26 protein-coding genes are annotated in these 26,347 nt (G+C 54.7%); 6 read left to right on the top strand and 20 right to left on the bottom strand.

Annotated elements, in window-relative coordinates:
- Nucleotides 1-229: 229 nt before the first annotated feature.
- Together ACTJJA_RS21895 and soxR are read right to left on the bottom strand one after the other, a co-directional pair.
- A complete protein-coding gene (locus ACTJJA_RS21895) occupies nt 230-901 on the bottom strand; it encodes a glutathione S-transferase family protein (RefSeq protein WP_109492559.1) in 672 nt (223 codons plus the stop codon).
- A gap of 367 nt (nt 902-1,268) precedes the next feature.
- Nucleotides 1,269-1,727, bottom strand: coding sequence for a redox-sensitive transcriptional activator SoxR (gene soxR, locus ACTJJA_RS21890; protein WP_089598624.1), 459 nt, complete (start codon nt 1,725-1,727; stop codon nt 1,269-1,271).
- 98 nt (nt 1,728-1,825) lie between these two features.
- On the opposite strand from soxR, the gene soxS reads away from it, so the two are divergent.
- On the top strand, nt 1,826-2,152 hold the full coding sequence (gene soxS / locus ACTJJA_RS21885) for a superoxide response transcriptional regulator SoxS (protein ID WP_013095071.1): 327 nt from the start codon (nt 1,826-1,828) through the stop codon (nt 2,150-2,152).
- 6 nt (nt 2,153-2,158) lie between these two features.
- Here the strand turns inward: soxS and ACTJJA_RS21880 are convergent, their stop codons facing one another.
- Nucleotides 2,159-3,724, bottom strand: coding sequence for an EAL domain-containing protein (locus ACTJJA_RS21880; RefSeq protein WP_440669219.1), 1,566 nt, complete (start codon nt 3,722-3,724; stop codon nt 2,159-2,161).
- 648 nt (nt 3,725-4,372) lie between these two features.
- On the opposite strand from ACTJJA_RS21880, the gene ACTJJA_RS21875 reads away from it, so the two are divergent.
- Nucleotides 4,373-4,654, top strand: coding sequence for a YjcB family protein (locus ACTJJA_RS21875; protein ID WP_003860282.1), 282 nt, complete (start codon nt 4,373-4,375; stop codon nt 4,652-4,654).
- A 60-nt stretch (nt 4,655-4,714) separates the two neighbouring features.
- Here ACTJJA_RS21875 and ssb1 read toward each other — a convergent pair whose 3' ends face one another.
- Nucleotides 4,715-5,245, bottom strand: coding sequence for a single-stranded DNA-binding protein SSB1 (gene ssb1, locus ACTJJA_RS21870; RefSeq protein ID WP_023310055.1), 531 nt, complete (start codon nt 5,243-5,245; stop codon nt 4,715-4,717).
- Nucleotides 5,246-5,496: 251 nt separating this feature from the next.
- Here ssb1 and uvrA point away from each other — a divergent pair, with 251 nt between their 5' ends.
- On the top strand, nt 5,497-8,319 hold the full coding sequence (gene uvrA / locus ACTJJA_RS21865; RefSeq protein WP_108418088.1) for an excinuclease ABC subunit UvrA: 2,823 nt from the start codon (nt 5,497-5,499) through the stop codon (nt 8,317-8,319).
- A 3-nt stretch (nt 8,320-8,322) separates the two neighbouring features.
- On the opposite strand, the gene ACTJJA_RS21860 is transcribed toward uvrA, so the two are convergent.
- From ACTJJA_RS21860 to dnaB, 8 genes are all read right to left on the bottom strand, one after another.
- Nucleotides 8,323-8,676 (bottom strand): MmcQ/YjbR family DNA-binding protein, encoded by a 354-nt coding sequence (locus tag ACTJJA_RS21860; RefSeq protein ID WP_023310053.1) that lies wholly within the window; start codon nt 8,674-8,676, stop codon nt 8,323-8,325.
- 2 nt (nt 8,677-8,678) lie between these two features.
- Nucleotides 8,679-9,095, bottom strand: coding sequence for a secondary thiamine-phosphate synthase enzyme YjbQ (locus ACTJJA_RS21855; RefSeq protein ID WP_172701649.1), 417 nt, complete (start codon nt 9,093-9,095; stop codon nt 8,679-8,681).
- A gap of 113 nt (nt 9,096-9,208) precedes the next feature.
- Entirely contained in the window at nt 9,209-9,922 is a 714-nt protein-coding gene (gene aphA / locus ACTJJA_RS21850) for an acid phosphatase AphA (RefSeq protein WP_172701648.1), read from the bottom strand.
- A gap of 310 nt (nt 9,923-10,232) precedes the next feature.
- A complete protein-coding gene (gene tyrB, locus ACTJJA_RS21845; RefSeq protein WP_440669199.1) occupies nt 10,233-11,426 on the bottom strand; it encodes an aromatic amino acid transaminase in 1,194 nt (397 codons plus the stop codon).
- 75 nt (nt 11,427-11,501) lie between these two features.
- Entirely contained in the window at nt 11,502-12,512 is a 1,011-nt protein-coding gene (locus ACTJJA_RS21840) for an AAA family ATPase (protein ID WP_440669198.1), read from the bottom strand.
- Nucleotides 12,509-13,066, bottom strand: a complete 558-nt coding sequence (gene pnuC / locus ACTJJA_RS21835; RefSeq protein WP_440669197.1) for a nicotinamide riboside transporter PnuC — start codon at nt 13,064-13,066, stop codon at nt 12,509-12,511. Before pnuC ends, ACTJJA_RS21840 begins: the two co-directional genes overlap by 4 nt.
- A gap of 22 nt (nt 13,067-13,088) precedes the next feature.
- Nucleotides 13,089-14,168 carry an alanine racemase gene (alr, locus tag ACTJJA_RS21830; RefSeq protein WP_126546116.1) on the bottom strand — a complete coding sequence of 360 codons (1,080 nt, stop codon included), beginning with the start codon at nt 14,166-14,168 and terminating at the stop codon, nt 13,089-13,091.
- 9 nt (nt 14,169-14,177) lie between these two features.
- A complete protein-coding gene (gene dnaB / locus ACTJJA_RS21825) occupies nt 14,178-15,590 on the bottom strand; it encodes a replicative DNA helicase (RefSeq protein WP_042718383.1) in 1,413 nt (470 codons plus the stop codon).
- 66 nt (nt 15,591-15,656) lie between these two features.
- On the opposite strand from dnaB, the gene ACTJJA_RS21820 reads away from it, so the two are divergent.
- Nucleotides 15,657-16,640 (top strand): quinone oxidoreductase, encoded by a 984-nt coding sequence (locus ACTJJA_RS21820; RefSeq protein ID WP_440669196.1) that lies wholly within the window; start codon nt 15,657-15,659, stop codon nt 16,638-16,640.
- Nucleotides 16,641-16,824: 184 nt separating this feature from the next.
- On the opposite strand, the gene pspG is transcribed toward ACTJJA_RS21820, so the two are convergent.
- The 4 genes from pspG to ACTJJA_RS21800 form a co-directional block, all read right to left on the bottom strand.
- Nucleotides 16,825-17,067, bottom strand: a complete 243-nt coding sequence (gene pspG / locus ACTJJA_RS21815) for an envelope stress response protein PspG (protein WP_109492555.1) — start codon at nt 17,065-17,067, stop codon at nt 16,825-16,827.
- 135 nt (nt 17,068-17,202) lie between these two features.
- Nucleotides 17,203-18,198: a tRNA dihydrouridine(20/20a) synthase DusA gene (gene dusA, locus ACTJJA_RS21810; protein ID WP_440669195.1), complete on the bottom strand. Its 996-nt coding sequence runs from the start codon at nt 18,196-18,198 to the stop codon at nt 17,203-17,205.
- An 82-nt stretch (nt 18,199-18,280) separates the two neighbouring features.
- Complete coding sequence (gene traF / locus ACTJJA_RS21805) at nt 18,281-19,540, bottom strand: conjugal transfer protein TraF (protein WP_440669218.1); 1,260 nt, start codon at nt 19,538-19,540, stop codon at nt 18,281-18,283.
- A gap of 224 nt (nt 19,541-19,764) precedes the next feature.
- Nucleotides 19,765-20,253: a cupin domain-containing protein gene (locus ACTJJA_RS21800; RefSeq protein WP_440669194.1), complete on the bottom strand. Its 489-nt coding sequence runs from the start codon at nt 20,251-20,253 to the stop codon at nt 19,765-19,767.
- 114 nt (nt 20,254-20,367) lie between these two features.
- Here ACTJJA_RS21800 and zur point away from each other — a divergent pair, with 114 nt between their 5' ends.
- Nucleotides 20,368-20,880, top strand: coding sequence for a zinc uptake transcriptional repressor Zur (zur, locus tag ACTJJA_RS21795; protein WP_089598612.1), 513 nt, complete (start codon nt 20,368-20,370; stop codon nt 20,878-20,880).
- 69 nt (nt 20,881-20,949) lie between these two features.
- Here the strand turns inward: zur and ACTJJA_RS21790 are convergent, their stop codons facing one another.
- The 4 genes from ACTJJA_RS21790 to ACTJJA_RS21775 form a co-directional block, all read right to left on the bottom strand.
- Nucleotides 20,950-21,159: a CsbD family protein gene (locus ACTJJA_RS21790; protein WP_440669217.1), complete on the bottom strand. Its 210-nt coding sequence runs from the start codon at nt 21,157-21,159 to the stop codon at nt 20,950-20,952.
- A gap of 120 nt (nt 21,160-21,279) precedes the next feature.
- On the bottom strand, nt 21,280-22,617 hold the full coding sequence (gene dinF, locus ACTJJA_RS21785; RefSeq protein ID WP_440669193.1) for an MATE family efflux transporter DinF: 1,338 nt from the start codon (nt 22,615-22,617) through the stop codon (nt 21,280-21,282).
- Between the two features lie 62 nt (nt 22,618-22,679).
- A complete protein-coding gene (lexA, locus tag ACTJJA_RS21780) occupies nt 22,680-23,288 on the bottom strand; it encodes a transcriptional repressor LexA (protein WP_089598610.1) in 609 nt (202 codons plus the stop codon).
- 108 nt (nt 23,289-23,396) lie between these two features.
- Nucleotides 23,397-23,765: a diacylglycerol kinase gene (locus ACTJJA_RS21775; protein ID WP_014830281.1), complete on the bottom strand. Its 369-nt coding sequence runs from the start codon at nt 23,763-23,765 to the stop codon at nt 23,397-23,399.
- Between the two features lie 154 nt (nt 23,766-23,919).
- Here ACTJJA_RS21775 and plsB point away from each other — a divergent pair, with 154 nt between their 5' ends.
- Complete coding sequence (gene plsB, locus ACTJJA_RS21770) at nt 23,920-26,340, top strand: glycerol-3-phosphate 1-O-acyltransferase PlsB (protein ID WP_089598609.1); 2,421 nt, start codon at nt 23,920-23,922, stop codon at nt 26,338-26,340.
- Nucleotides 26,341-26,347: the final 7 nt, after the last annotated feature.

Below are 26,347 nucleotides of genomic sequence, written 5' to 3'. Positions count from 1 at the left end.
CGTCAAATCCATATCTTGCGTTTGCGACAAAAGGGGCGTCACAAAAAAAGCAAACGTTTAGCTCCGCGCTTACGAAACGGGTGGTCAAATTAAGGCAAACGATTATCTAGCCTAATCCCCGCCCTTTTCAACTGAACTTTCTCGTTTTTCGCTAAAATTCCCTTATGACGATGAAGAAATAAACAGACGATGCGCAAACGTTATCGTCTATGCGCAATTTAGTTACATTTCACCCTTCGCCAGGGATAGTGAGCGGCCCGCCCTGTTCCAGTGTTTTTTGCCAGCCGGGCCGATTTTCGACCTTTTTCTTCCAGGCATGGGTATGTGGGAGGTTGTCGACGCCACCGCGCGCCAGCAGGGCAAAGATCGGGAAACTCATCTGAATATCGGCCATGCTGAGCGTGTCACCGGCAAACCAACTGTTCTCTGAAAGGTGCGATTCGATATAACGCGCATGGGTTTCCAGCTGGCGGTTGAGGTAAGCTTTTTGTACTCCCTGCCCCAGCGCTTTCCCCAGCGTGCGCATCCCAAACGGCACGGGGGGTTTGCCCAGGCTGTTAAAAACCAGCTTCATTAACAGCAATGGCATAAGCGAACCTTCTGCGTAGTGCAGCCAGAAACGATATTGCACCTTGTGGGCAGGATCCCGCGGTTTAAGGTGCGATTCTGCGTCGTAGGTTTCCTGGAGATACTCCAGAATGGCACCGGACTCGGCAAGGATCAGCCCGTTGTCTTCAATGACCGGTGATTTGCCCAGCGGATGCACTTTTTTGAGAGACTCAGGCGCCAGCATAGTTTTTTCACGCTGGTAATGAACGATCTCATAAGGCAGGGCAAGTTCTTCCAGCGCCCAGATCACGCGGTGCGAGCGTGACTGGTTAAGGTGATGTACCGTGAGCATGATTGTCTCCTGTAATTCATACTTTCTAACTATAGAAAATCGAACAACATCGCGAAAAAATTTTGGCTAAAAAGAAACCCTCCACGCTGGCGAAAATCGGGGTCTTGCATAGAATTAAAGTGTCAGCACAAACCGGAACCTCCCCAACTTGCTCGACATGAGGGGTGCTGATGTCGGGGGAAACCCTCCCGTGAACCAGCGGGATAGAGAGAAAGACAAAGACCGGGAAAAACTAAAGCGCCCTTTGTGGCGCTTTAGTTCTTTATTATGCTTTTTGCCGGGTGACGCTCCGCTTACCCGGCCTACGTTATAGGTTTTGTAGGTCGGGTAAGGCGCAGCCGCCACCCGGCAAACCGGCCGCACATACTCAATCCTCCTCCAGCAACCGCGCGCCCGTTCCCTGCTCGCCCAGCCTGTCGCCGGGGTTACGCAACGGGCAGTCGCTGCGGGATAAACACCCACAGCCAATACAGCCATCCAGTTCGTCACGCAGCACGACCAGTGTGTGAATGCGTCGGTCCAGCTCTTCACGCCACTGGGACGACAGCTCTTTCCACTCTTTCGGGCTGAGCGTGTGTCCTTCCGGCAGCACGCCGAACGCATCGCCGATGGTGGCCAGGGGGATTCCGATTCGTTGCGCAATTTTGATAATCGCCACGTAGCGGAGCACGTCGCGGGTGTAACGCCGCTGGTTTCCGGCATTACGGATACTCTTAATTAACCCTTTGCTTTCATAGAAGTGGAGCGCCGACACCGCAACGCCGCTGCGCTTTGCCACTTCACCGGGGGTTAAGAGCGCTTTAATTCGCGGCAATCTCTTTTCCATAAAACCTCTTTACCTCAAGTTAACTTGAGGAATTATACTCCCCCGCAGAGAAAACGACGAATCCACCAGGATAGATGTATCTACAGAGGGGCAACCTTATGTCGCATCAGCAAATTATTCAGACGCTTATTGAATGGATTGATGAACATATCGACCAACCGTTGAACATTGATGTGGTCGCTAAAAAATCGGGCTATTCGAAATGGTATTTACAGAGGATGTTCCGCACCGTCATGCATCAGACGCTGGGTGAGTACATTCGCCAGCGCAGACTGCTGCTGGCAGCGCAGGCGCTACGTTCGACGCAGCGGCCTATTTTTGATATCGCGATGGATCTGGGTTATGTCTCGCAACAAACCTTTTCCCGCGTATTTCGCCGCGAATTTGACCGCACGCCGAGCGATTACCGCCACCAGTTGAATTAATGTGTATCAGTGCAAAGGTTGCTGCTGCCAGGCCATAAATTCCTGGGGCGGCATCGCTTTCGCGAAGTGCCATCCCTGACAATACTGCACGCCACGCTTCAACAGCCAGCTGACCTGCTCTGCCGTTTCCACACCTTCCGCAATCGTTTTAAGACGCAAACTTTGCGCCATCTCGATGATGTGCTCGGCAATCAGGTGGCTGGTGCTGTTGGTGGTTAAGGTATCGATAAAGGATTTATCGATTTTCAGGATATCGACGTTCAGCGAATAAAGGTTATGCAGGTTGGAGTAACCGGTCCCGAAATCATCGATGGCCACTTCATAGCCCGCCTGACGGAAAGCCTGAATAACGGGTGTGGTTTTAGGAACATCGATAAATCCGCGTTCCGTCACTTCAATCTTTATCTGCTGCGCGCGCACGGCATAGTGTCTGGCCTTGTCTGAGATCATCGCGATCAGGCGCGAAGAGTGGAAATCAGTCGCCGACAGGTTAATGGAAATATAGAGATCGGGATGCGTCGCCAGGAAATGCCCCAGATCGCTGAACACCTCTTCGACGACGTAATCCGTAATACGTTCGCTCATACCCTCTTTTTCCGCCAGCGGGATAAATTCCACCGGACTCATCACCTGTCCGTTAAAGCCAGGCCAGCGCAGTAACGCTTCTGCCCCCACGCACCGATTATTTTTAATATCAATAATTGGCTGATAATGGACGCAAAGCTGGCGCTTATTCAGCGCACGGTGCAGCAAACGGCCTGGGGAGTTGAGTTCACGGTGGGTGCGTGACCACACCAGCAGAATAATAATGCTGCAGATCATCCCCAGCGGCAGCGTCAGTGTGGCCTGATGATAAAGCGTTTCATAAAAGCGTGTATTCGATGTGGAAACGATGGCCGCGATGGGGCGTTTATCGGATTTAACGATGGTATAAAAACGGTCATCTTTTTGAAATGTCGATTCCTTATCCCGGATTAGCGCATTCAATAATGTAATATTGGCCTGCTGGCTGACGGAAAAGAATGCATTAGTTACCGTGTCGTATACCCCCCACGACAGAGAATGATCGGCTGACATCACTTCACTGTATGAAAGCGGATTGACCACCACAACATAATTTCCGCGCTGCATATATGTCATTTTATAGCCAGTAAAAAATGGCGTATCGCGATAATAATAGATGGCAATGTCGGGTTTACGTTTGTAATTGGCGACAGAAATCAGATAGGGCTGTTCGGGGGTAAAAACGGTTGAACAAAGAAAACGTTGGCCTTGTGCATAAATTAAATCGGCGACGAAAAGACGACCACGAACCACATTCAACATATATTGCCGGTGCTCAGGTGTACACAGTTTACCCTGATATTGTTCAGCGCCATCGCGTGCTAAATCAACCTGTTGAATGACAAGTTCTGTTTTGTCTAACGCAAGTCCAGCAAATGTGCGTAGTTGGGCGCTTGTTTCCGACACGGCTCTGAGCTGGGCAAACCATAGCGCAAGCATCACCGGTAGCATAACTACCATGATGATCCCTACCACCCTGAGCATCTTGCGCCGCGCGCTACGATTCATTTCCCGCCCTATATCCCTGCATGTTGTACGCCTGTAGTAATGAAGGCCGGATGCTTTGATAAACAGATGATTACGTTGCATGAATCATGCGAAGTTAGCAACCGACTTTTAGTATTAAAAATCTTAAAATTGCTTATGACGATAATATTTTCCCGTAAGCTAAACTGAAAGTATTCGTTCCGTTTCAATTAAGGAAAATAATTATCCAGTACAGGCGGGTGGTTTTAGATAGCACAACAGCGGATCGTTGATTAAACCAAAATTCTGGCCGCATGAAAAAAGAACAAGATGAACATGAAATTTCGTGATAATTGTTCCCCTCTGCTTTGTCGTTTGATTTATTAATAATCAAACGCAACCAGCATATTTTTATGAAGGGCGTAAAAATAACGCTTCACTTCGCCAGTAAAATGGCTGACCAGACATGTCTCTTGCCCGAGCCACGCTCTCGCCGCACTTGCCCAGGCAGGCGTTGCGTTGAGGCATCAGCCTCGCTTACAGAGATATATTCTCCATGGTGATAAATCGCCCATTTTTCCACGCTGTGAGACTGGCGAATAAAACAGCAAATGTGATATAGTTCACACATCTTGTGTAACGAGAAACATTGTTTCATTTCAGTTCGTCTGTTTTGTCGAGGATGGGTTTATGGCGACCATTACCACCAGCATGGTTCTCCTTCGCTGGCCATTGTTAAGTGCGGTTTTGATGTTTTTAGCCAGCACGCTGAACATTCAGTTTCGTAAATCTGACTACGCTGGCCTTGCGGTGATCAGCACCCTGCTGGGGCTGGGCGCAGCCTGCTGGTTTGCAACGGGCCTGCTTGGCATTACCCTGGTGGATATCGCTGCCGTTTGGGAAAATATAAAAGTGGTGATGGTGGAAGCCATGAGCCACACGCCGCCAGACTGGCCGATGGTGATTACCTGATCCCTTCATCAATAAAAAAACCCAGACGATGTCTGGGTTTTTTGTTTTCGCATCCGTTGATCAGAACGGAATGTCGTCGTCGAAATCCATTGGCGGTTCGTTAGACGGGGCCGGAGCAGACTGCTGCTGCGGACGGGACTGGGCGCCGCCGCTGAACTGGTTGCCGCCCTGCGGCTGCTGAGGCTGACCCCAACCGCCCTGCTGCTGGCTCTGACCGCCACCTGCCGGTGCGCCACCGCCCTGACGGCCACCCAGCATCTGCATGGTGCCGCCCACGTTAACCACGACTTCCGTGGTGTACTTCTCAGCGCCGGACTGATCGGTCCATTTGCGGGTACGCAGCTGGCCTTCGATATAGACCTGAGAACCTTTACGCAGATACTCACCGGCCACTTCGGCCAGTTTGCCAAACAGCACAACGCGGTGCCATTCGGTCTGCTCTTTCATCTCACCGGTCGCTTTATCACGCCAGGATTCGGAAGTAGCCAGCGTAATGTTGGCAACTGCGCCACCACTCGGCATGTAGCGTACTTCCGGGTCCTGGCCCAGATTACCGACGAGAATCACCTTGTTTACGCCTCTGCTGGCCATGTTCGTGTCTCCTGAATACGTTTCTTAATAGTGTAAACGCGCGAGTGTACCATTTCCACGCCACAATTTGCATAGTTGCGTAGTCGGTTCAGAAATCTCTCGCGAACTCGACATTGTTACACAGCCAATCAGAAAATGCATTCCAATACTGTATATTCAAACAGGTTAAATTGTGTCATAATTAGCCGTTTCTGACAGCCGTTTGTCCTTCAAACAAATCAGGCAATCCGTGTTCCAACCGGGAAAGGTGAATGGATAAGATCGAAGTTCGGGGCGCCCGCACCCACAATCTCAAGAATATCAACCTCATAATCCCTCGCGACAAACTCATCGTCGTGACCGGGCTTTCGGGGTCTGGCAAATCCTCACTGGCTTTCGACACTTTGTATGCCGAAGGACAGCGTCGTTACGTTGAATCACTCTCCGCGTACGCGCGTCAGTTCCTGTCGCTGATGGAAAAACCGGATGTCGACCATATTGAAGGGTTGTCCCCTGCGATCTCTATTGAGCAGAAGTCCACCTCGCATAACCCGCGTTCTACGGTCGGTACCATTACCGAAATTCACGACTACCTGCGTCTGCTGTATGCCCGCGTGGGCGAGCCGCGCTGCCCGGACCACGACGTCCCGCTGGCGGCCCAGACCGTAAGCCAGATGGTGGATAACGTGCTGTCGCAGCCGGAAGGCAAACGCCTGATGCTGCTGGCACCGATCATTAAAGAGCGTAAGGGCGAGCACACCAAAACGCTGGAAAACCTGGCAAGCCAGGGCTATATCCGCGCCCGTATTGACGGCGAAGTGTGTGACCTGTCGGATCCGCCAAAGCTGGAGCTGCAGAAGAAGCACACCATCGAAGTGGTCATTGATCGCTTTAAGGTGCGTGACGATCTCGCCACGCGTCTCGCGGAGTCCTTTGAAACGGCGCTGGAACTCTCTGGCGGCACGGCCGTGGTCTCCGACATGGACGACCCGAAAGCGGAAGAGCTGCTCTTCTCCGCCAACTTTGCCTGCCCGATTTGCGGCTACAGCATGCGCGAGCTGGAACCGCGTCTGTTCTCCTTCAACAACCCGGCCGGAGCCTGCCCGACGTGTGACGGTCTGGGCGTTCAACAATATTTCGACCCGGACCGCGTGATCCAAAACCCGGAGCTGTCGCTGGCGGGCGGTGCCATTCGCGGCTGGGACAAGCGTAACTTCTACTACTTCCAGATGCTGAAATCGCTGGCAGAACACTACAAGTTCGACGTTGAAGCGCCGTGGGCGAGCCTGAGCCCAAACGTGCACAAAGTGATCCTGTTCGGTTCCGGTAAAGAGAACATCGAGTTCAAGTACATGAACGATCGCGGCGATACCTCCGTGCGTCGCCACCCGTTCGAAGGGGTGCTGCACAATATGGAGCGCCGCTACAAAGAGACCGAATCCAGCGCGGTACGTGAAGAGCTGGCGAAGTTCATCAGCAACCGCTCCTGCGCCACCTGTGAGGGCACGCGTCTGCGTCGCGAAGCACGCCACGTGTTTGTGGAAAACACGGCGCTGCCGACCATCTCAGACATGAGCATCGGCCACGCGATGGACTTCTTCAACAACCTGAAGCTCTCCGGTCAGCGCGCGAAAATCGCCGAAAAAGTGCTGAAAGAGATTGGCGATCGCCTGAAGTTCCTGGTGAACGTCGGCCTGAACTACCTGACGCTTTCCCGCTCAGCAGAAACGCTCTCCGGCGGTGAAGCCCAGCGTATCCGTCTGGCGAGCCAGATTGGCGCCGGTCTGGTAGGCGTGATGTACGTGCTTGATGAGCCGTCCATCGGCCTTCACCAGCGCGACAACGAGCGTCTGCTCGGCACGCTGGTTCACCTGCGCAACCTCGGCAACACGGTCATCGTGGTCGAGCACGACGAGGATGCGATCCGCGCCGCTGACCACGTGATTGACATCGGTCCGGGTGCTGGCGTGCACGGCGGCCAGGTGGTTGCGGAAGGTACGCTGAAAGACATCATGGCGGTGCCTGAGTCGCTGACTGGCCAGTTCATGAGCGGCAAACGCAAAATTGAAGTGCCGAAACAGCGCGTAGCGGCAGATCCGGAAAAAGTGCTGAAGCTGACCGGCGCACGCGGTAACAACCTGAAAGACGTCACTCTGACGCTGCCGGTTGGCCTGTTTACCTGTATCACCGGCGTGTCCGGTTCCGGTAAATCGACGCTGATCAACGATACGCTGTTCCCAATTGCGCAGACGGCGCTGAACGGCGCGACGCTGGCCGAGCCTGCGCCGTACCGCGACATTCAAGGGCTGGAGCATTTCGATAAGGTTATCGACATCGACCAGAGCCCGATTGGCCGTACGCCGCGCTCTAACCCGGCGACCTATACCGGCGTCTTCACGCCCGTACGTGAACTCTTTGCGGGCGTACCGGAATCACGTTCGCGCGGGTATACGCCAGGACGTTTCAGCTTTAACGTACGCGGGGGTCGTTGTGAAGCGTGCCAGGGCGATGGCGTGATCAAGGTTGAGATGCACTTCCTGCCGGATATTTACGTGCCGTGCGACCAGTGCAAAGGCAAGCGCTATAACCGCGAAACGCTGGAGATTAAGTACAAAGGCAAGACCATTCACGAAGTGCTGGACATGACCATCGAAGAGGCGCGCGAGTTCTTTGACGCCGTCCCTGCGCTGGCGCGTAAGCTGCAAACGCTGATGGACGTGGGCCTGACCTACATTCGTCTGGGACAGTCCGCCACCACGCTGTCTGGCGGTGAAGCGCAGCGCGTGAAGCTGGCGCGTGAGCTATCAAAACGCGGCACCGGTCAGACGCTGTACATTCTTGATGAACCGACGACCGGTCTGCACTTTGCCGACATCCAGCAGCTGCTCGAGGTGCTGCATCAGTTGCGCGATCAGGGCAACACTATCGTGGTGATTGAGCACAACCTGGACGTGATTAAAACCGCGGACTGGATTGTCGATCTCGGCCCGGAAGGCGGCAGCGGCGGCGGTGAAATCCTCGTCTCCGGCACGCCAGAGACCGTTGCAGAGTGCGAAGCCTCGCACACCGCGCGCTTCCTTAAACCATTGCTGTAATCGTCACACGGAGAGTTGCTGTCGGGTCGTTTCCGGCAGCAGCTCAACCGCCTGCTGATAGGACGCGTCCACCAGGTAGTAAATTTGCGACCCGGGAATGGAACCGTCGAGATACACAGTGCTCCAGTGCGCTTTATTCAGATGCTTGCTTGGTCTGACATCATCGTGCTGCTGACGCAATAAATCGGCCAGCTCCGGGCTGGTTTTTAGTGACGCCGCCGGACGGCCTTCCACCTCTTTCACCATCGCAAACAGCACATCACCCACCTTAATCTGCGTGGCTTTCCAGTCGCTGTGGACGCTTTGCTCCGCGCCCGGCTTGCTCATGCAGTACTGAAGTATCTCCGAAATTGTCATCTTTATTCCCCTTGTAGCGTGGCGATAATTTTACGCGAACCACCGTGAATGCGATGCTCTCCCAGCCAGATCCCCTGCCACGTTCCCAATACCAGCCGTCCATTGTGAACCGGCAGCATCAACGATACGCCCAGCAAAGAAGATTTAATATGCGAAGGCATGTCGTCAGCCCCCTCATAGTCATGCTCATAAGGCGCGTTGTCCGGGACGCTCTTCAGAAAATGGTGCTCCATGTCGGACCGGACGGTGGGATCGCAATTTTCATTAAGCGTGAGAGAGGCGGACGTGTGCTGAAGCAACAGATGCAGCAAACCCGTTCTGACGCGCGACAGATCGCGGAGTTGCCCGATGACTTCATCCGTCACCAGGTGAAATCCGCGTGATTTAGCGCTTAAGGTCAGGGTCTGTTGATACCACATGTGCTGCTCCGTGATGAAAGATGAATCTTTCTAAGTGTGCAGCAAGAAGACGAAAGGTAAAACCCGAAGCAGCGAGATTTGATTAAAAAAGAGTCAAACTCGCTGCCGTGTACTTAATACTCCGAGTTGACGATCACCTCTTCGCCAAACTTTCCGGCCATCGGCAGCGGGCGATACGTCGAGTTAGAGGCGCGTAATACCCTGATCCCTCTGGCTCCTGCGTCGTGCGCGGCGGTGATGTCATTATCAGAATCACCATAAAACACTTTGATATTTTTCTGTTCCAGCCACTGGGTTTTGGTGTTTTGCCCTTCTTTATCACCCGCAAAAATAACCGGGTTCATGCTGGCAGCCGGGATCAGGAAATCATCCTGGAGCGTCTTTGAAACGGTTTCCGTTTTGGTCTGGCTCCGTCCGGTGACAAAGTAAATGCTGTCGCCGCGCTTAACGTGCATGGCGATCAGCGCGCGGGCCACCTCTTTCGGGATGCTGAATTCGTCCCAGCCGTTGTTCATTTTTTCCCAGAACTCCGGGTTCTTCAGATACGCTTCGCTGTCTGGCGACCAGGTTTTTTTGCCTCGCCAGAAGCCCGGACTCGAGAACAGGACGGTATCGTCAATGTCGAAGCCAACGGCCATCGGCGGACGGCCTACCAGACTGTTTTCGATTTGTGCCACAGAGACCCAGTGAATGGGTGCCTGCTCGGCAAGAATGGCGGCGGTGGTACCGGTGTAAAGTGGCGTCGGTGCAGAAGCACGCGCGACGACGGCGCTATTAAGCGAGAACAATAAGCAGGCGGCGCTGAGCGCCAGTGTGATCTTGCGCATATTTTCCCCTGAATATTCAGTCTGTTATCGTTTTAATTTGAGCGAATGGTCAAAAAACTATCCGACCATAACCCCAGCGGGAGGTGAAGGGAAGGAGTTTTTGCTTATGGAGCTGAATAAAAAGAAGACGATCACAGAGCGTGACATAGACCTGAGCAGCCTGATGCCCTCACCCCAACCCTCTCCCACAGGGAGAGGGAGAACACCCAGCCCGTAGGCCCGGTAAGCAAAGCGCCACCGGGCAAGATTCCTGAGCGGCCTGATGCCCTCACCCCGGCCCTCTCCCACGGGTGAGGGAGTAAGTGAGTACTTACATTACAGCGGCAAACGCCTGCGCTACGCGCTGGACGTTGCTGGCATTCAGACCCGCCACGCACATACGACCGCTGGCGATCAGGTAGACGCCGAACTCTTCGCGCAGGCGATCGACCTGCGCCGCGCTCAGTCCGGTGTAGCTGAACATTCCGCGCTGCTTGAGCAGATAGTCGAAGTTATGTCCCAGCACGGCCTCTTTCAGGACGTTAACCAGCTCCTGACGCATCGACAGAATGCGCTTACGCATTGCTTCCACTTCAGCAAGCCAGGACGCTTTCAGCTTTTCGTCACCGAGAACCGTCGCCACCACCTGCGCACCAAAGTTTGGCGGGCTGGAGTAGATGCGGCGCACCGTTGCTTTGAGCTGACCCAGCACGCGACCCGCCGCTTCGGCGTCTTCACACACCACGGACAGACCGCCCACGCGCTCGCCGTAAAGCGAGAAGATCTTGGAGAAGGAGTTGCTAACCAGCGCTGGCAGCCCGGCGCTGGCCACGGCGCGGATGGCGTAAGCATCGTCTTCCATGCCCGCACCAAAGCCCTGATAGGCAATGTCGAGGAACGGGATCAGGTTGCGGGCTTTCAGTACCTCAATCACGGCATCCCACTGGGCATTGGTGAGATCCGCACCGGTCGGGTTATGGCAGCACGGATGCAGCAGCACAATGCTGCGCTCAGGCAGCGTGTTCAGTTTTTCCAGCAGCGCTTCAACGCGCACGCCGTTGGTTTCGCTGTCGAACCATGGATAGGTCGCCACTTTGAAGCCTGCGCCCTCGAAGATCGCGACGTGGTTTTCCCACGTCGGGTCACTGACCCATACGCCTGAATCCGGAAAATATTTTTTCAGGAAGTCGGCCCCCACTTTCAGCGCACCCGAGCCGCCCAGCGTCTGGATGGTCGCCACGCGTTTTTGCGCGAGCACCGCGTGATCGGCACCAAACAGCAGCGGCGCGATGGTATTGCGGTAGGCATTTAGTCCTTCCATCGGTAGATAAAGAGAGGCACCGTGCGGAACAGCGTTCAGACGCGCTTCCGCTTCAGCAACGGCCTTCAACTGAGGGATAATGCCATCCTCGTTGTAATACAGACCAATACTGAGGTTCACTTTGTCGCTGCGAGGATCTTCTTTGAAACGCTCCATTAAGGAGAGAATAGGGTCGCCGGCATAGGCGTCAACTTTCTGAAACACGCGATGGTTCTCCGGAATTCGATGAGGCAGGGATTTCAACAATAAACCGGAAGTGGGAGAAGGTCGAGAGCGATATCAGCCCGGCCACGGGATATGTTGGCAAATTTGAGCGATGCGCTCCGACAACGAGCCCCGTACGCGCAAAAACGGTATCTTTCGCTGTGTTAGCTCTGCTTCATACCATGCCTGTTGTCGACGGCGAAACGCCTCGCCTTGCCGGGTGCCATCCTGCACAAAAGGAAACTCATCGCCACAGAGTACGACCAGAGCATAGTCTCGTTCTGCTAACGCCATGAGCTCCTGCGGCGCGCTGCCGAACTGGTCGAGCATATAGAACAGGGTGGTTAAAGGCGAGGTATCACACACCAGGTACGGAGCTGTGCAGGCTAATTCCTCTCTGCGCACCTGCTCCCGGGCAATATGCAGCAGATCGTCCTTCTCCAGCACGCCGTTCTTTGCCTCCCAGTGTTCGCGACCAAACTCTGCTACATACGGGGCGTTTAAGGTTTGCGAGAGCGCCTGAGAAAGCGTGCTTTTACCCGTCGATTCGCCGCCTAATAAGCAGATACGAAAAACAAAGCTGCGATAAACCTCAGGGGACATCATCTGACGGTAGCGGTGAACATCAGAGCGTATGCGTGTTCCCGACGGGGCTTCCGGCCCCTGTGGCCGCTGAAGACGTATGTGTGTAACCGGCTGACCGAAACGCTGGCTTAACACAACGGCAAAGCCATCACCGTAGTCTTCGGCGGTGAATACCACCTGTGGCTGACAGTGCAGAACGTCTTCACACAGCGTGGCAACGTAATGACGATGGAGGTCGTCGCCAGCGTCATTCGGTGGCGGTGGCGCAATATCGTGGGTCGCCATCACCTGCTGAGACAGCACAAGGTGGCGGCATTGAGGAAAAAGCGTTTGTAACCAGTGAAGTCGCTTTTCTGGCTCGTAGCCCGGTATTTCCGGCGATGAATAGCTGATGATAACGACCGTCTCGCACTGCGCAAGCGCTGCATGAATAAGCGCTTCATGACCTAAATGTAAAGGTGCAAATTTGCCCACGACCAGGCCGGTTGCGTAACGCTTCATTGCGTCCGTATTTCCTTACGCCATTGATACAGCCCGTGCCAGGCATTACACCAAAACACCAGGTATAAACCGGCCGTCAGATACAGCTCTCTTGTCGCATACAGCGGAACTGCCAGCGTGTTTACTGCCAGCCACACGTACCAATTTTCCAGACGCCGTCCCATCAACATGAACTGCGCAAGAATGCTGAATGTTAAAATAAGGGAGTCCAGCCAAGGCGCCCAGGCATTGGTGTAGAGATGCAATATCAGTCCGTACCCCGCCGCCACGATTGTGGCGCAGGCAAGCAAAATAACAATATGCCCGGGCCTGGTTCGGCGAACAGGTAATACATCCCCACGGTGCCCTTTAAGCCAGTGTATCCACCCCGTTATGCTCGTGATGATGAAGTAAAACTGGAGGGAAACGTCCGCATAAAGCTGCACAGAATAAAAGACCCAGGCGTAAAGCCCGCTGCCTATGATGCCAATCCACCACGTATGGATGTTATTTCTGGCAGCCAGCCAAACGGAGAGCGCGTAAGCCAGACATGCAGCGATTTCTGAAGGGGACATTGTCCTTCCCTGGTAAGAGGTGTTAGTCGATGTACTTCATTGCCACCCGCGAGGTCAGGCGTGTAATAAGTTCGTAAGCACTCACTTTCGTTAATTCAGCAATGCGTTCAACGGGCAAACCTTCCCCCCACATCACCACTGCATCGCCTGCTTTGTCCTGCGCTTCCGGCCCGAGGTCAACACAGATCATGTCCATCGCGACGCGACCAACAATTTTCACTTCACGACCATTGACCAGAACCGGCGTACCCGTCGGTGCGGCACGCGGATAACCGTCACCATACCCCATCGCCACTACGCCCAGGCGCGTATCGCGTTCACTGGTCCATGTGCCGCCGTAACCCACCGGCTCACCGGCTTTATGCTCGCGCACGGCGATCAGGTTAGAGACAAGGGACATCACCGGCTGGAAACCGAAATCTGGCCCCCAGGGTTTGCCCTCCAGCGGCGACACGCCGTAAAGGATAATGCCCGGGCGAGCCCAGTCGAAGTGCGACTGCGGCCACAGCAGAATGCCGCCGGAAGCCGCAATGGAACGCATCCCCGGCTTGCCTTCGCAGAAGGTGTTGAAGATATCGAGCTGCTTCTCTGTCGCACCACACTCCGGTTCATCGGCGCGAGCAAAATGGCTGACGATATTCACCGGCTGGCGCACGTTTTTGCACTGACACAGGCGATGATAAAACGCTTCTGCGTTTTCCGGGCGCACGCCCAGACGGTGCATGCCCGTGTCGAGCTTCATCCACACGGTCACCGGCTCGCTCAGCTCGGCGGTTTCGAGTGCCGCAAGCTGTTCTTCATTGTGTACCGCCGTGTGCAGATGCTGATCGGCAATGGTTGGCAGGTCCGACGCTTCAAAAAAACCTTCAAGGAGCAGAATCGGTTGGGTAATGCCGCCCGCGCGCAGGCGGAGAGCTTCTTCAAGACGGGCGACGCCAAAGGCGTCGGCATCGGGGAGCGTTCGCGCGGTCTCGAGAAGACCGTGTCCGTAAGCGTTCGCTTTCACGACTGCAACGAGCTTGCTGGCGGGTGCCAGTTCGCGCAGACGTTGCAGGTTGTGTCGCAGAGCGCGGCGGTTAATCACTACAGTTGCCGCTTGCATGTAAAATCCTTATTCGTCGTCGTACTGCGGTCCCGCATAGTTATCAAAGCGCGACCATTGTCCGTTAAAGGTCAGACGTACCGTACCGATGGGGCCGTTACGTTGCTTACCAATAATAATTTCAGCAATCCCTTTCAGGTCGCTGTTCTCGTGATAAACCTCATCACGGTAGATGAACATGATTAAGTCGGCATCCTGCTCGATGGAGCCGGATTCACGCAGGTCGGAGTTGACCGGGCGCTTGTCGGCACGTTGTTCCAGCGAGCGGTTAAGCTGCGACAGCGCCACCACCGGCACGTGCAGCTCTTTGGCTAACGCCTTGAGCGAGCGGGAAATCTCTGCAATTTCCAGCGTACGGTTGTCGGAGAGCGACGGGACGCGCATCAGCTGAAGGTAGTCGATCATGATAAGGCCGATGCCGCCGTGTTCGCGGGCAATACGACGGGCGCGGGAGCGCACTTCCGTCGGCGTCAGGCCGGAGGAATCATCGATATAGATGTTCCGTTTTTCCAGCAGAATACCCATGGTGCCGGAAATACGCGCCCAGTCCTCATCGTCGAGCTGACCGGTACGAATGCGGGTCTGATCCACGCGCGACAGCGACGCCAGGGAACGCATCATGATCTGTTCGGAGGGCATCTCAAGACTGAAGATCAGCACCGGCTTATCCTGCAACATCGCCGCGTTTTCAACGAGGTTCATTGCAAAAGTGGTTTTACCCATCGACGGACGCGCGGCGACGATAATCAAATCCGACGGCTGCAGACCGGCGGTTTTCTTATTGAGGTCGTCATAGCCGGTGTTTACGCCGGTTACACCATCGTGCGGTTGCTGGAACAGCTGTTCGATACGCGCAACGGTAGCGTCGAGCACATCGGCAATGTTTTTTGGGCCTTCGTCTTTATTTGCACGGCTTTCGGCAATTTTAAAGACGCGGGATTCGGCAAGATCGAGCAGATCTTCGCTGGAGCGGCCCTGCGGATCAAAACCGGCTTCGGCAATTTCGTTCGCTACCGAGATCATTTCGCGCACAACGGCACGTTCACGCACGATGTCGGCGTAAGCGCTAATGTTCGCGGCACTTGGCGTATTTTTTGACAGTTCTGCCAGGTAGGCGAACCCGCCACAGCTATCAAGCTGTCCCAGTCGCTCAAGCGATTCTGCGAGCGTGATCAGGTCGATCGGGCTACCCGACTCCTGCAGGCGAGCCATTTCGGTAAAAATATGGCGGTGCGGACGGGTGTAGAAATCTTCCGCCACGACGCGCTCGGCGACGTCGTCCCAGCGTTCGTTATCCAGCATTAAACCGCCCAACACCGACTGTTCCGCTTCAATCGAGTGCGGCGGGACTTTTAACCCGGCGACCTGGAAATCACGTTCGCGGGGTTCAGTCTGTTTGTTGAAGGGTTTGTTTCCTGCCATAGTGAATGGAGTTACCGAGATAAAGAGTGGGTCGAAAGATTACCATATTTTTCTTACGGAGGGAGCATGGCAACGCGCATTGAATTCCAGAAACACGGTGGACCAGAGGTGCTTAAAGCGGTGGAGTTTACCCCCGCCGCACCTGGCGAAAATGAAATCCAGGTTGAAAACAAAGCGATTGGCATTAACTACATCGACACCTACATTCGCGGCGGTCTCTACCCACCTCCGTCGATGCCAAGCGGGCTGGGAACGGAGGCGGCTGGCGTGGTCATCAAAATTGGCAGCGCCGTTAAACATATCAAAGAGGGCGACCGCGTGGTGTATGCGCAGTCTGCCCTGGGGGCTTACAGCTCCGTTCATAACGTCCCGGCGGACAAAGCCGCCCTTCTGCCTAATGCCATCTCTTTTGAACAGGCTGCCGCCTCATTCCTGAAAGGACTGACCGTCTTTTACCTGCTGCGCAAAACCTATGAAATCAAACCCGACGAGCAGTTCCTGTTCCATGCCGCTGCGGGTGGCGTAGGGCTGATCGCCTGCCAGTGGGCGAAGGCGCTGGGCGCGAAGCTTATCGGCACCGTCGGCAGCGCCCAGAAAGCACAGCGTGCGCTGCAGGCCGGTGCATGGCAGGTAATCAACTACCGTGAAGAGAGCATTGCTGAACGGCTAAAAGAGATCACGCACGGTCAAAAAGTGCGGGTCGTGTATGACTCGGTGGGGAAAGATACCTGGGAAGCCTCGCTGGACTGCCTGCAGCGCCGTGGTCTGATGGTGAGCTTCGGGAATGCGTCAGGCGCGGTAACCGGCGTTAATCTGGGCATTCTGAACCAGAAGGGTTCTCTGTATGTGACTCGCCCTTCCCTGCAAGGATACATCACCAACCGGGAAGAACTGGAGGAAGCCAGCAACGAACTGTTCTCGCTGATCGCCAGCGGTGTGATCAAGGTGGACGTGGCGGATGCGCAGAAATACGCCCTGACCGATGCGCAGCGCGCGCATGAGGTGCTGGAAAGCCGGGCGACGCAGGGCTCAAGCCTGCTGATCCCCTAGGCCCTAAAAAGAAATTGGGCTTCCCGTGGGAAGCCCTTTCTTTTTTTAGTTCGGCTGTATGTAGGGTACAGCTCGATGAATTCTTTAGCGGCAGTCATAGTGACAGATTCGATAAGTAAATCCTATTCTGTTCTAAGGCATGCTGCCGGAAAAGTTACAAGTATGTGACGAACCCCTCAATACCTTAGTAACGGAAGCGGTTATTGCGCTGATAACTGGGCACTTTTGGCGATTTAATCGCCCGTATCACCCATACCACCGCGACAGCCAGCAGCAACCACGGTAACAGTTTGAGCGTCAACGCAAATAACCCGCCGATAAACATCACCACCGTCGCCACAACGATCGCCGCGAGAATGCCGAGCAGCGAAATGCCCGTCACCATCAGCATCACAAAAAAGCCAATCACAAAAAGTAGTTCCAGCATGGTGTTCTCCCACGAGCCCCGAATGATGCAGAAAGCATTACAAGAATCATGCCAAACGTAACGTATTGTTCTGAAAGCAAAACGCCCCGCAACGTTGGGCGGGGCGTGGTGAATTTGACGATCTTTTAGTGAAATTTATCGCTTATCTGCCACCAGGCGCAGCGCATGCTCGAGCACGTCAATATCGGCTCCGGCTTTGTGCGCGTTCTCGCTCAGGTAACGACGCCACTGGCGTGCGCCCGGAATACCCTGGAACAGGCCAAGCATATGGCGGGTGATATGGCCAAGATAGGTGCCATTGCTCAGCTCACGCTCAATATACGGATACATGGCACGCACGACCGCCACCGGATCGGTATCTGCATCTTTAACACCAAAGATCTCACGATCGACCGTCGCCAGGATACCGGGGTTCTGATACGCCTCACGCCCGACCATCACGCCATCCATATGCGCCAGATGCGTTTTCGCTTCTTCCAGAGACTTGATGCCGCCGTTAATCGACATCGTCAGGTGCGGGAAATCGCGCTTCAGCTGGTATACGCGCGGGTAGTCCAGCGGCGGGATTTCGCGATTCTCTTTCGGGCTGAGGCCGGAAAGCCAGGCTTTACGCGCGTGGATGATGAACATCTCGCACTCGCCCTTTCCGGCAACGGTATTGATGAAATCGCACAGGAATTCGTAGCTGTCCTGGTCATCAATGCCGATACGGGTTTTGACCGTCACCGGGATAGAGACGACGTCACGCATGGCTTTGATGCAGTCCGCCACCAGCTGCGCGTTGCCCATCAGGCACGCGCCGAACATGCCGTTCTGCACGCGATCGGACGGGCAACCCACGTTCAGGTTTATTTCGTCATAGCCGCGTTCTTCGGCCAGCTTCGCGCACTGCGCCAGCGCGGCCGGATCGCTGCCGCCCAGCTGCAGCGCAACCGGATGCTCTTCTTCGCTATAGGCCAGATAGTCGCCCTTACCGTGAATAATTGCCCCGGTGGTCACCATTTCGGTATACAGCAGCGTATGGCGGGAGAGCTGACGCAGGAAGTAACGGCAGTGTCTGTCCGTCCAGTCGAGCATCGGCGCAATGGAGAAACGGTGTGCGGGGAAAGCAGTCTGTAGTTCTGACGACATGGCGAAGTTTTAAGCATCTGGTGGAAAAGGGGCGCTACTATAGCACAAAGAAAAGCCGGAGGCGCAGCGCCTCCGGTTCACGTTAAAACGTCATGCTCAGCTGTGCTCCTGCGCCCCAGGTTTCGTCCTCGCCGTACAGGCCCATCAGGTCAACGTGGACGGTGTTAAATGGCGCAAAGCCAACACCGCCGGTAAAGACATTGCTGTCGTTGCCTTTCATATCCGCCCGATAACCGGCACGCACGGCGAGCCAACTGAGCGGCGTCACTTCCGCACCCACGCCAACATACTGCGAGGTATCTTCGCTTTTAAAGCCTTTGGTTTCAGTTAGATCGCCATCGGCGGTCAGGGTCACCAGATCGTTGTGCCAGGCGGCACCGGCCGTCACCAGCGGACGGATTTGATAGGTGTCTTTATAGCTCACCACTTCCCCCGTGCGCCCGTTGCGGATGCGAATGTCTTTGGTGTCGATATCGCGCGACATCAGGTTTTGCCCGCTCACCCCGACCGTCCAGTGCTCGCCGAAATCGGCCGCGATACCGGCATCCACGTTAAAGCCGGTATCGTCTTTCCGGTAGCGACTGTCGTTCCACTTGTTACTGTCGTAATCGTAAATTGAGGTGGTGTAGTTATAGATCCAGGTTTTCTGCAGTTTTGGCGTGACGCCAAGGGAAACCGGGACGCCCCCCAGATCGAACTGACGGGCAATGGCAACACCATAATCGGAGACAATTGCCGCCCGGCCAGACGCTGTAGAGTTAAGGTTTTTCGTAATTTGATCGGTACCGTTTAGCGCCGCATCCAGTGCCACGCCCGCCGCCACCGCATCGCTGGTTTGGATACTACGCAGGTAATCAATATCTTGCTGATCGATAGAAGAGCTCACGCGCCCGTGGGCATAGCCTTTCGCCATAAAGGCCACGGAGAGCATATCGTTAGGGATACTCACCGCAATCCCCGCGCCTGCCGAAGCGCGTGCGGTTTTGCCTTTGAGATAGTCCAGTTCATCGGCAAGATCTTTTGCCGCTCCCTGGAACTGATCGATTGAGCCCAGCGGGTTGGTAATCACTTCGATGGGGGTAAGGCTATCAACCACATCCTTATAGTGATTGATTTTATCGTTGATGGTATCAATCTCATCCTGGAGATTGTCTTCATCCGTCACCTGCACGCCAACGGACGGTAAAATAACCGTCACATCATCGTCCGGTTTCGCCTTTGCCAACAACGCGGGGTTGATTAACGCCCCGCTGCCATAGCTGCCCGAAGCGACGCCCGTGCCACCCATTGCGTCGCTACGTGATTCTGTCCAGGTATTGGCTGCTCCCGCCTGATTTGCCATAAAAAAGGAGACAGCAATGCTAACCACCGAAAATTTAAAATATTTTTTCACAGTATGCCCGTTATAGTCTGTTATGAAATAACTCCTGTCTGTTATCACCCAAACAGGAACGAACTATTGCTGTGAATAAGAAGTAAAAGACCCGCTATTTCTTTCCCTAAGTAAAATTCCCTTACGGCCTGTTGTAATTTGTGACGGCCCTCAATATTTATAGAAGAGGAAAATTATTTCCGCTCGGGTTTTCCATTGTGCGGCCCAAAAAATTGAGGAGGATGATCTACCCAGCGGTCCTCACGCGTCGCGGCATAAACCGGGTTTAGCGGATAGTAGATACGGTTTTGCTTTTTGTTGGCCTCGCCGACAACCAGCAACCGCACCTCTTCGTCAGTGTTGTTTATAAAGGTATGGCAAACGCCCGTCCCGGCGGGGAACCCCACGCTGTCTCCTGGCTCAAGCTTCCACAGGTAGCCGTTTATCCAGGCCTCCGGATGCCCTTCAAGCACATAAATAAACTCTTCTTCGTCGCTTTCCGCATGCGGATAAGACGTACGACGCCCTGGCGGCAAGCGCTCATGATGAATACCGATGCGGCTTAAGCCCAGCCTGCGAGCGAGGGGCGCGCCGATGGAAAAGAGTTCGTTACTGTCGGGATAGGTCGAATCGTCAGCACCTTCCACATCTTGCCAGTGCTTAATACAGTCAGGTCTTTTCATGGTTAATTCCCCGAATTGCGATGCGTCAGGTATAGCACAGCCTGGTGGATCTCGGTGTTTTTACCAGAACATGATAAAGTGAGGGTTTTCCATCCTATACATCCGAGGTGCTAAATGGATAAGTCCACAAAAGAGCTGTTAGCGCAGGCCGAAAAGCTGTGTGCGCAACGCAATGTGCGCCTGACTCCGCAGCGCCTCGAGGTATTGCGCCTGATGAGCCTGCAACAGGGTGCCATCAGCGCATATGACCTGCTGGATTTGCTGCGTGCAAGCGAGCCGCAGGCAAAACCGCCTACGGTTTATCGTGCGCTGGATTTCCTGCTGGAACAAGGGTTTGTGCACAAAGTTGAATCGACCAACAGCTATGTACTGTGCCATCTGTTCGATCAGCCAACCCATACCTCAGCCATGTTTATCTGCGACCGCTGCGGCGCGGTAAAGGAAGAGTGTGCGGAAGGCGTGGAAGATATTATGCATACGCTGGCGGCTAAAATGGGCTTCGCCCTGCGTCATAACGTGATTGAAGCGCACGGACTGTGCTCGGCGTGCGTGGAGGTGGAATCCTGTCGTCATCAGGATGAATGCCAACACGATCACTCTATTCTCGTGAAGAAAAAGCCGCGTTAACGGCAAAAGAAAAGGCGGCTCAGGGCCGCCCTCAGGGCGTACTTCCTTGTACTTTCGGGTATAGCCCGGTTACCAGCGGTAGTCGTTGCGTGTTTCCCAGTCGCCCACTTCTTTTTCCGCCTGGTCTTTTGCGTAGCCGTAACGTTCCTGAATTTTACCGACAAGCTGATCGCGTTTACCTTCAATGACGGTCATATCGTCATCCGTCAGCTTACCCCACTGTTCTTTCGCTTTACCTTTAAACTGCTTCCAGTTGCCGCCGATTTCGTCTTTATTCATCATCGTGTCCTCTTAGTTAAGCGTTGGGTCGTAACGTCCGTTACGTTCTTTTCTGCTGGACGTGATAATTATTGTAGTTAAGGATTCGGCGGTTGATTTCATATTCGGAATCTTTAACCGTCACGATATATCGTGACGGGAAGGGAGCCAGGTATTGTTTTGCCAGTGGCGATGCCAGATGAACGCCAGCGACAATCCGCGCAGCGACAGGAAAACCGCCAATGCCAGCCATAAACCGTGATTGCCCAAATACGGTAAGGTCAGCAGCGTGAGGCCAAAACCTGCAGCCGCGACCGCCATGCTGTTACGCATCTCCGCGCCGCGCGTTGCGCCAATAAACATGCCATCCAGCAGATAACACCAGACGCCCACCACAGGCAAGATCACCTGCCAGATGAGATAGTGGCCTGCCAGTTCGCGTAATGCCGGTAACGACGTGAGTAACGCGATAATGTCGCTGCCGAAACAGGCATAAATCAGTGCGAACGCCAGCGCGACCAGACCTGATTGACGGCAAGCTGCCCGCCACACCTCGCGGAGCTGACCACTTTCACGCGCACCGTATGCCTGCCCGGAGTGCGCCTCCACGGCGTAAGCAAAGCCATCCAGCGCATACGCGGTAAAGGTCAGCAATGTCATCAGCACCGCATTTACCGCAACGATCTCAGGCCCAAGACGGGCACCAAAAACCGTTAACGCACCAAAACAGAGTTGCAGCAGGAGCGAGCGCAGCATGATATCCCGGTTCAGCGCCAGCAGCTTGCGGATGTTGCCGCGCCACGCGCTTTTCAGCATGACGAGGGAAATTCCACGCATGGCCAGTACGCGCCAGACCATCCACAGTCCGATGAGAAACGTGCCGTATTCTGCGACTGCGGTTGCCAGCGCCGCGCCCCGTACGTTCATGTGCAGGCCCATCACCAGCCAGAGGTCGAGCAGGATGTTCAAAAGGTTTCCCACCACCAGCAGGATGACCGGCGCACGAGCGTACTGCACGCCCAGCAGCCAGCCCAGCAGAACCAGGTTTGCCAGCGATGCGGGCGCGCTGAGCCAGCGGATTTCAAGGAAGCGCCTGGCCTGCTCCAGCACCGCCTCGCTGCCGCCCACAATGTGCAGCGCCAGATCAATCAGCGGCGTGCGAAAGAGAACGATTAAGGCACCTGCCCCAAGCGCCAGAATGAGTGGCTGAACCAGCGCGCGTGCCAGTCGCAGCGGATCTTTCGCGCCATAGGCTTGTGCCGTAAGCCCCGTGGTACTCATGCGTAAGAAGAGCAGGAGCATAAAGAGAAAACTGGTCGCCGTTGCGCCAATCGCCACGCCGCCCAGATAAACGGGAGAATCCAGATGACCAATCACCGCGGTGTCCACCAGGCCAAGCAGGGGAACGGTAATATTGGAAAAAATCATCGGCAGTGCAAGACGCCACAATGCCTTATCAGAAGCCGTCAGCAGTGACATGAAAAATACCGGGAATGGGAAATGATCCAGGCTACGGAGACCCGTAGCCTGTCAGGAAGAAGTTACAGCCATTCACCGTTGCGGATAACACCAACGGCCAGACCTTCAATGGAGAAGTTCTGTTCGCGCAGATCCACCACAATCGGGGAGAATTCGTTATTTTCGGGCAGCAGCTGTACGGTGTTGCCCTGTTTTTTCAGTCGCTTGACGGTCACTTCATCATCAATACGCGCGACCACAACCTGACCGTTACGTACATCCTGCGTTTTGTGAACGGCCAGCAGATCGCCGTCAAGAATGCCGATATCTTTCATGGACATCCCGCTGACGCGCAGCAGGAAATCCGCACTCGGCTTGAACATACCAGGATCGACCTGATAGTGACCTTCAATATGCTGCTGGGCCAACAGAGGTTCACCTGCGGCGACACGACCAATCAGCGGAATACCTGTCTCCTCTTCCACCAGCAGACGAATGCCGCGAGACGCGCCAGACACAATTTCAATCACACCTTTGCGCGCCAGCGCTTTCAGGTGTTCCTCGGCCGCATTTGGAGAACGGAAGCCCAGACGCTGAGCGATTTCCGCACGCGTGGGTGGCATACCCGTCTGGCCGATATGATCCCGGATGAGGTCAAACACCTCTTGCTGCCTGGTCGTTAACGCTTTCATTCCGCCCCCTGGGTGTATATACAGTTATGCTGTGAGTATATACAGTCAAAGGCGATTTTGGAACCAAAAACTGCACAAAAAACCAGGGACTTAATTATTCCTCGAGGCTCATCGGAAATGTGACCAAAGCAACGTGACCCAGGTGATCGCTGCCGTGATAATCGCCAACAGCACAGCGGCAGACCCCATGTCTTTCGCACGGCCAGAAAGTTCGTGGAAATCTGAACCGATACGGTCCACAACCGCCTCAATAGCGCTATTGAGAATTTCCACTATCATCACCAAAAGAACAGAGCCGATGAGAAGCACGCGGGTAATAGCATCAACATCAAGGAAACAGGCGATGATAACCGCGACGATAGCGGCAACGCCCTCCTGGCGAAACGCGGCTTCATTGACCCATGCGGCACGGAAACCTTTCCATGAATAGCCGGCAGCTTTGATGATTCGAGTTAACCCAGTGGTATTATTGGCCATTAATAGAACCTTTTATTGGAAATAGCGTCAGTAACTCTGGCAGCAGCGCGTTTCGCTGTAGCCTGAAGTATGACGGGTAACAACAGAAATTTTGCGCGCTTTCTGTTATCCTTGCGCCGCAATTGCATTATTAACCAGAGGCTTTACATCGTTTATGTCCGGCTGGCCACGAATTTACTACAAATTACTTAATTTACCATTAAGCGTCCTGGTAAAAAGTAAGTCTATCCCAGCAGAACCCGCGCTGGAATTAGGGCTCGATACGTCGCGCCCTATTATGTACGTTTTGCCTTATAACTCGAAGGCAGACCTGCTGACGCTTCGCGCCCAATGTCTGGCGCATGATTTACCTGACCCACTTGAACCGCTTGAAGTTGATGGCACTCTGCTGCCGCGCTACGTGTTTATTCACGGCGGGCCGCGCGTGTTTACCTATTACACGCCGAAAGAAGAGTCCATCAAGCTGTTCCATGACTATCTCGACCTGCACCGCAGCAATCCCGATCTGGATGTGCAGATGGTGCCGGTCTCAGTGATGTTTGGTCGCCGTCCGGGCCGCGAAAAAGGCGAAGAGAATCCGCCGCTGCGTATGCTCAACGGCATCCAGAAGTTCTTCGCGGTCTCCTGGCTGGGACGCGACAGCTTTGTGCGCTTCTCCCCTTCCGTTTCGCTGCGTCGTATGGCGGACGAGCACGGCACCGACAAGATCATCGCGCAAAAACTGGCGCGCGTGGCGCGTATGCACTTCGCACGCCAGCGTCTGGCTGCCGTTGGGCCTCGTCTCCCGGCGCGTCAGGATCTGTTCAACAAGCTGCTGGCCTCTAAAGCGATTGCCCGCGCAGTTGAAGACGAAGCGCGCAGCAAGAAGATTTCCCACGAGAAAGCACAGCAAAACGCCATTGCACTGATGGAAGAGATCGCGGCGAACTTTTCCTACGAGATGATTCGTCTCTCCGACCGTATCCTGAGTTTCACCTGGAACCGTCTCTATCAGGGCATTAACGTCCACAACGCCGAGCGCGTACGCCAGCTGGCCCATGACGGTCATGAAATTGTTTATGTGCCCTGCCACCGCAGCCACATGGACTACCTGCTGCTCTCCTATGTGTTGTATCACCAGGGGCTGGTGCCACCGCACATTGCGGCGGGTATCAACCTGAACTTCTGGCCAGCAGGCCCGATCTTCCGCCGTCTGGGTGCGTTCTTTATTCGCCGTACCTTTAAGGGTAACAAGCTCTATTCCACCGTATTCCGTGAATATCTCGGCGAGCTGTTCAGCCGCGGCTATTCCGTTGAATACTTCGTGGAAGGCGGTCGTTCCCGTACCGGTCGTCTGCTCGATCCGAAAACCGGCACGCTGTCGATGACCATCCAGGCCATGCTGCGCGGCGGCACGCGTCCGATCACGCTGGTGCCGATCTACATTGGCTATGAACACGTCATGGAAGTGGGCACTTACGCCAAAGAGCTGCGCGGTGCGACCAAAGAGAAAGAGAGCCTGCCGCAGATGCTGCGCGGCCTGAGCAAGCTGCGCAATCTTGGCCAGGGCTACGTGAACTTTGGCGAACCGATGCCGCTGATGACGTATCTGAACAACCATGTTCCGGAGTGGCGCGAGTCTATCGACCCTATCGAAGCGGTACGTCCGGCGTGGCTGACGCCTACGGTGAACGGTATTGCTGCAGAGCTGATGGTGCGCATCAACAACGCAGGTGCGGCGAACGCCATGAACCTGTGCTGTACCGCGCTTCTGGCCTCTCGTCAGCGTTCACTGACCCGTGAACAGTTGACCGAGCAGCTTGATTGCTACCTGAACATTATGCGCAACGTGCCGTACTCGGTTGATTCGACCGTGCCTTCTGCTACCGCGAGCGAGCTTATCGACCACGCGCTGCAGATGAACAAGTTCGAAGTTGAGAAAGACACCATCGGTGACATCATCATCCTGCCGCGCGAGCAGGCCGTGCTGATGACGTACTACCGCAACAACATCACGCATATGCTGATGTTGCCGTCGCTGATGGCGGCCATTATTACCCAGCATCGCCGCATTTCGCGTCAGGAACTGTTGCGCCATCTTGAAGCCATCTACCCGATGCTGAAAGCGGAGCTGTTCCTGCGCTGGAGTAAAGATGAGCTGGCAGTAGAACTGGATAAAATGACGGAAGAGATGCGTCGTCAGGGGCTGATTACCCTGACTAATGACGAGTTGCATATCAACCCGTCGCGTTCCCGCACCCTGCAACTGCTGGCCGCCGGTGCGCGTGAAACGCTGCAGCGCTACGCCATCACCTTCTGGCTGCTCAGCGCGAACCCGTCCATCAACCGCGGTACGCTGGAAAAAGAGAGCCGGACGCTGGCACAGCGCCTGTCTGTTCTACACGGCATTAACGCACCGGAGTTCTTCGACAAAGCGGTATTCAGCTCACTGGTGCTGACGCTGCGTGATGAAGGGTTTATCAGCGATACGGGCGATGCTGAACCGGAAGAGACGCTCAAGATTTACCAGATGCTGGCCGAGCTGATTACCTCGGACGTGCGTTTGACGATTGAGAGCGCGACGCAGGACGAGTGATGTAAAA

The organism is Enterobacter sp. 22452 (assembly GCF_052045065.1).
GTDB lineage: Bacteria > Pseudomonadota > Gammaproteobacteria > Enterobacterales > Enterobacteriaceae > Enterobacter > Enterobacter mori.
Note: the sequence above shows the minus strand (reverse complement) of the source record. Positions and strands in the feature narration are given on the sequence as shown.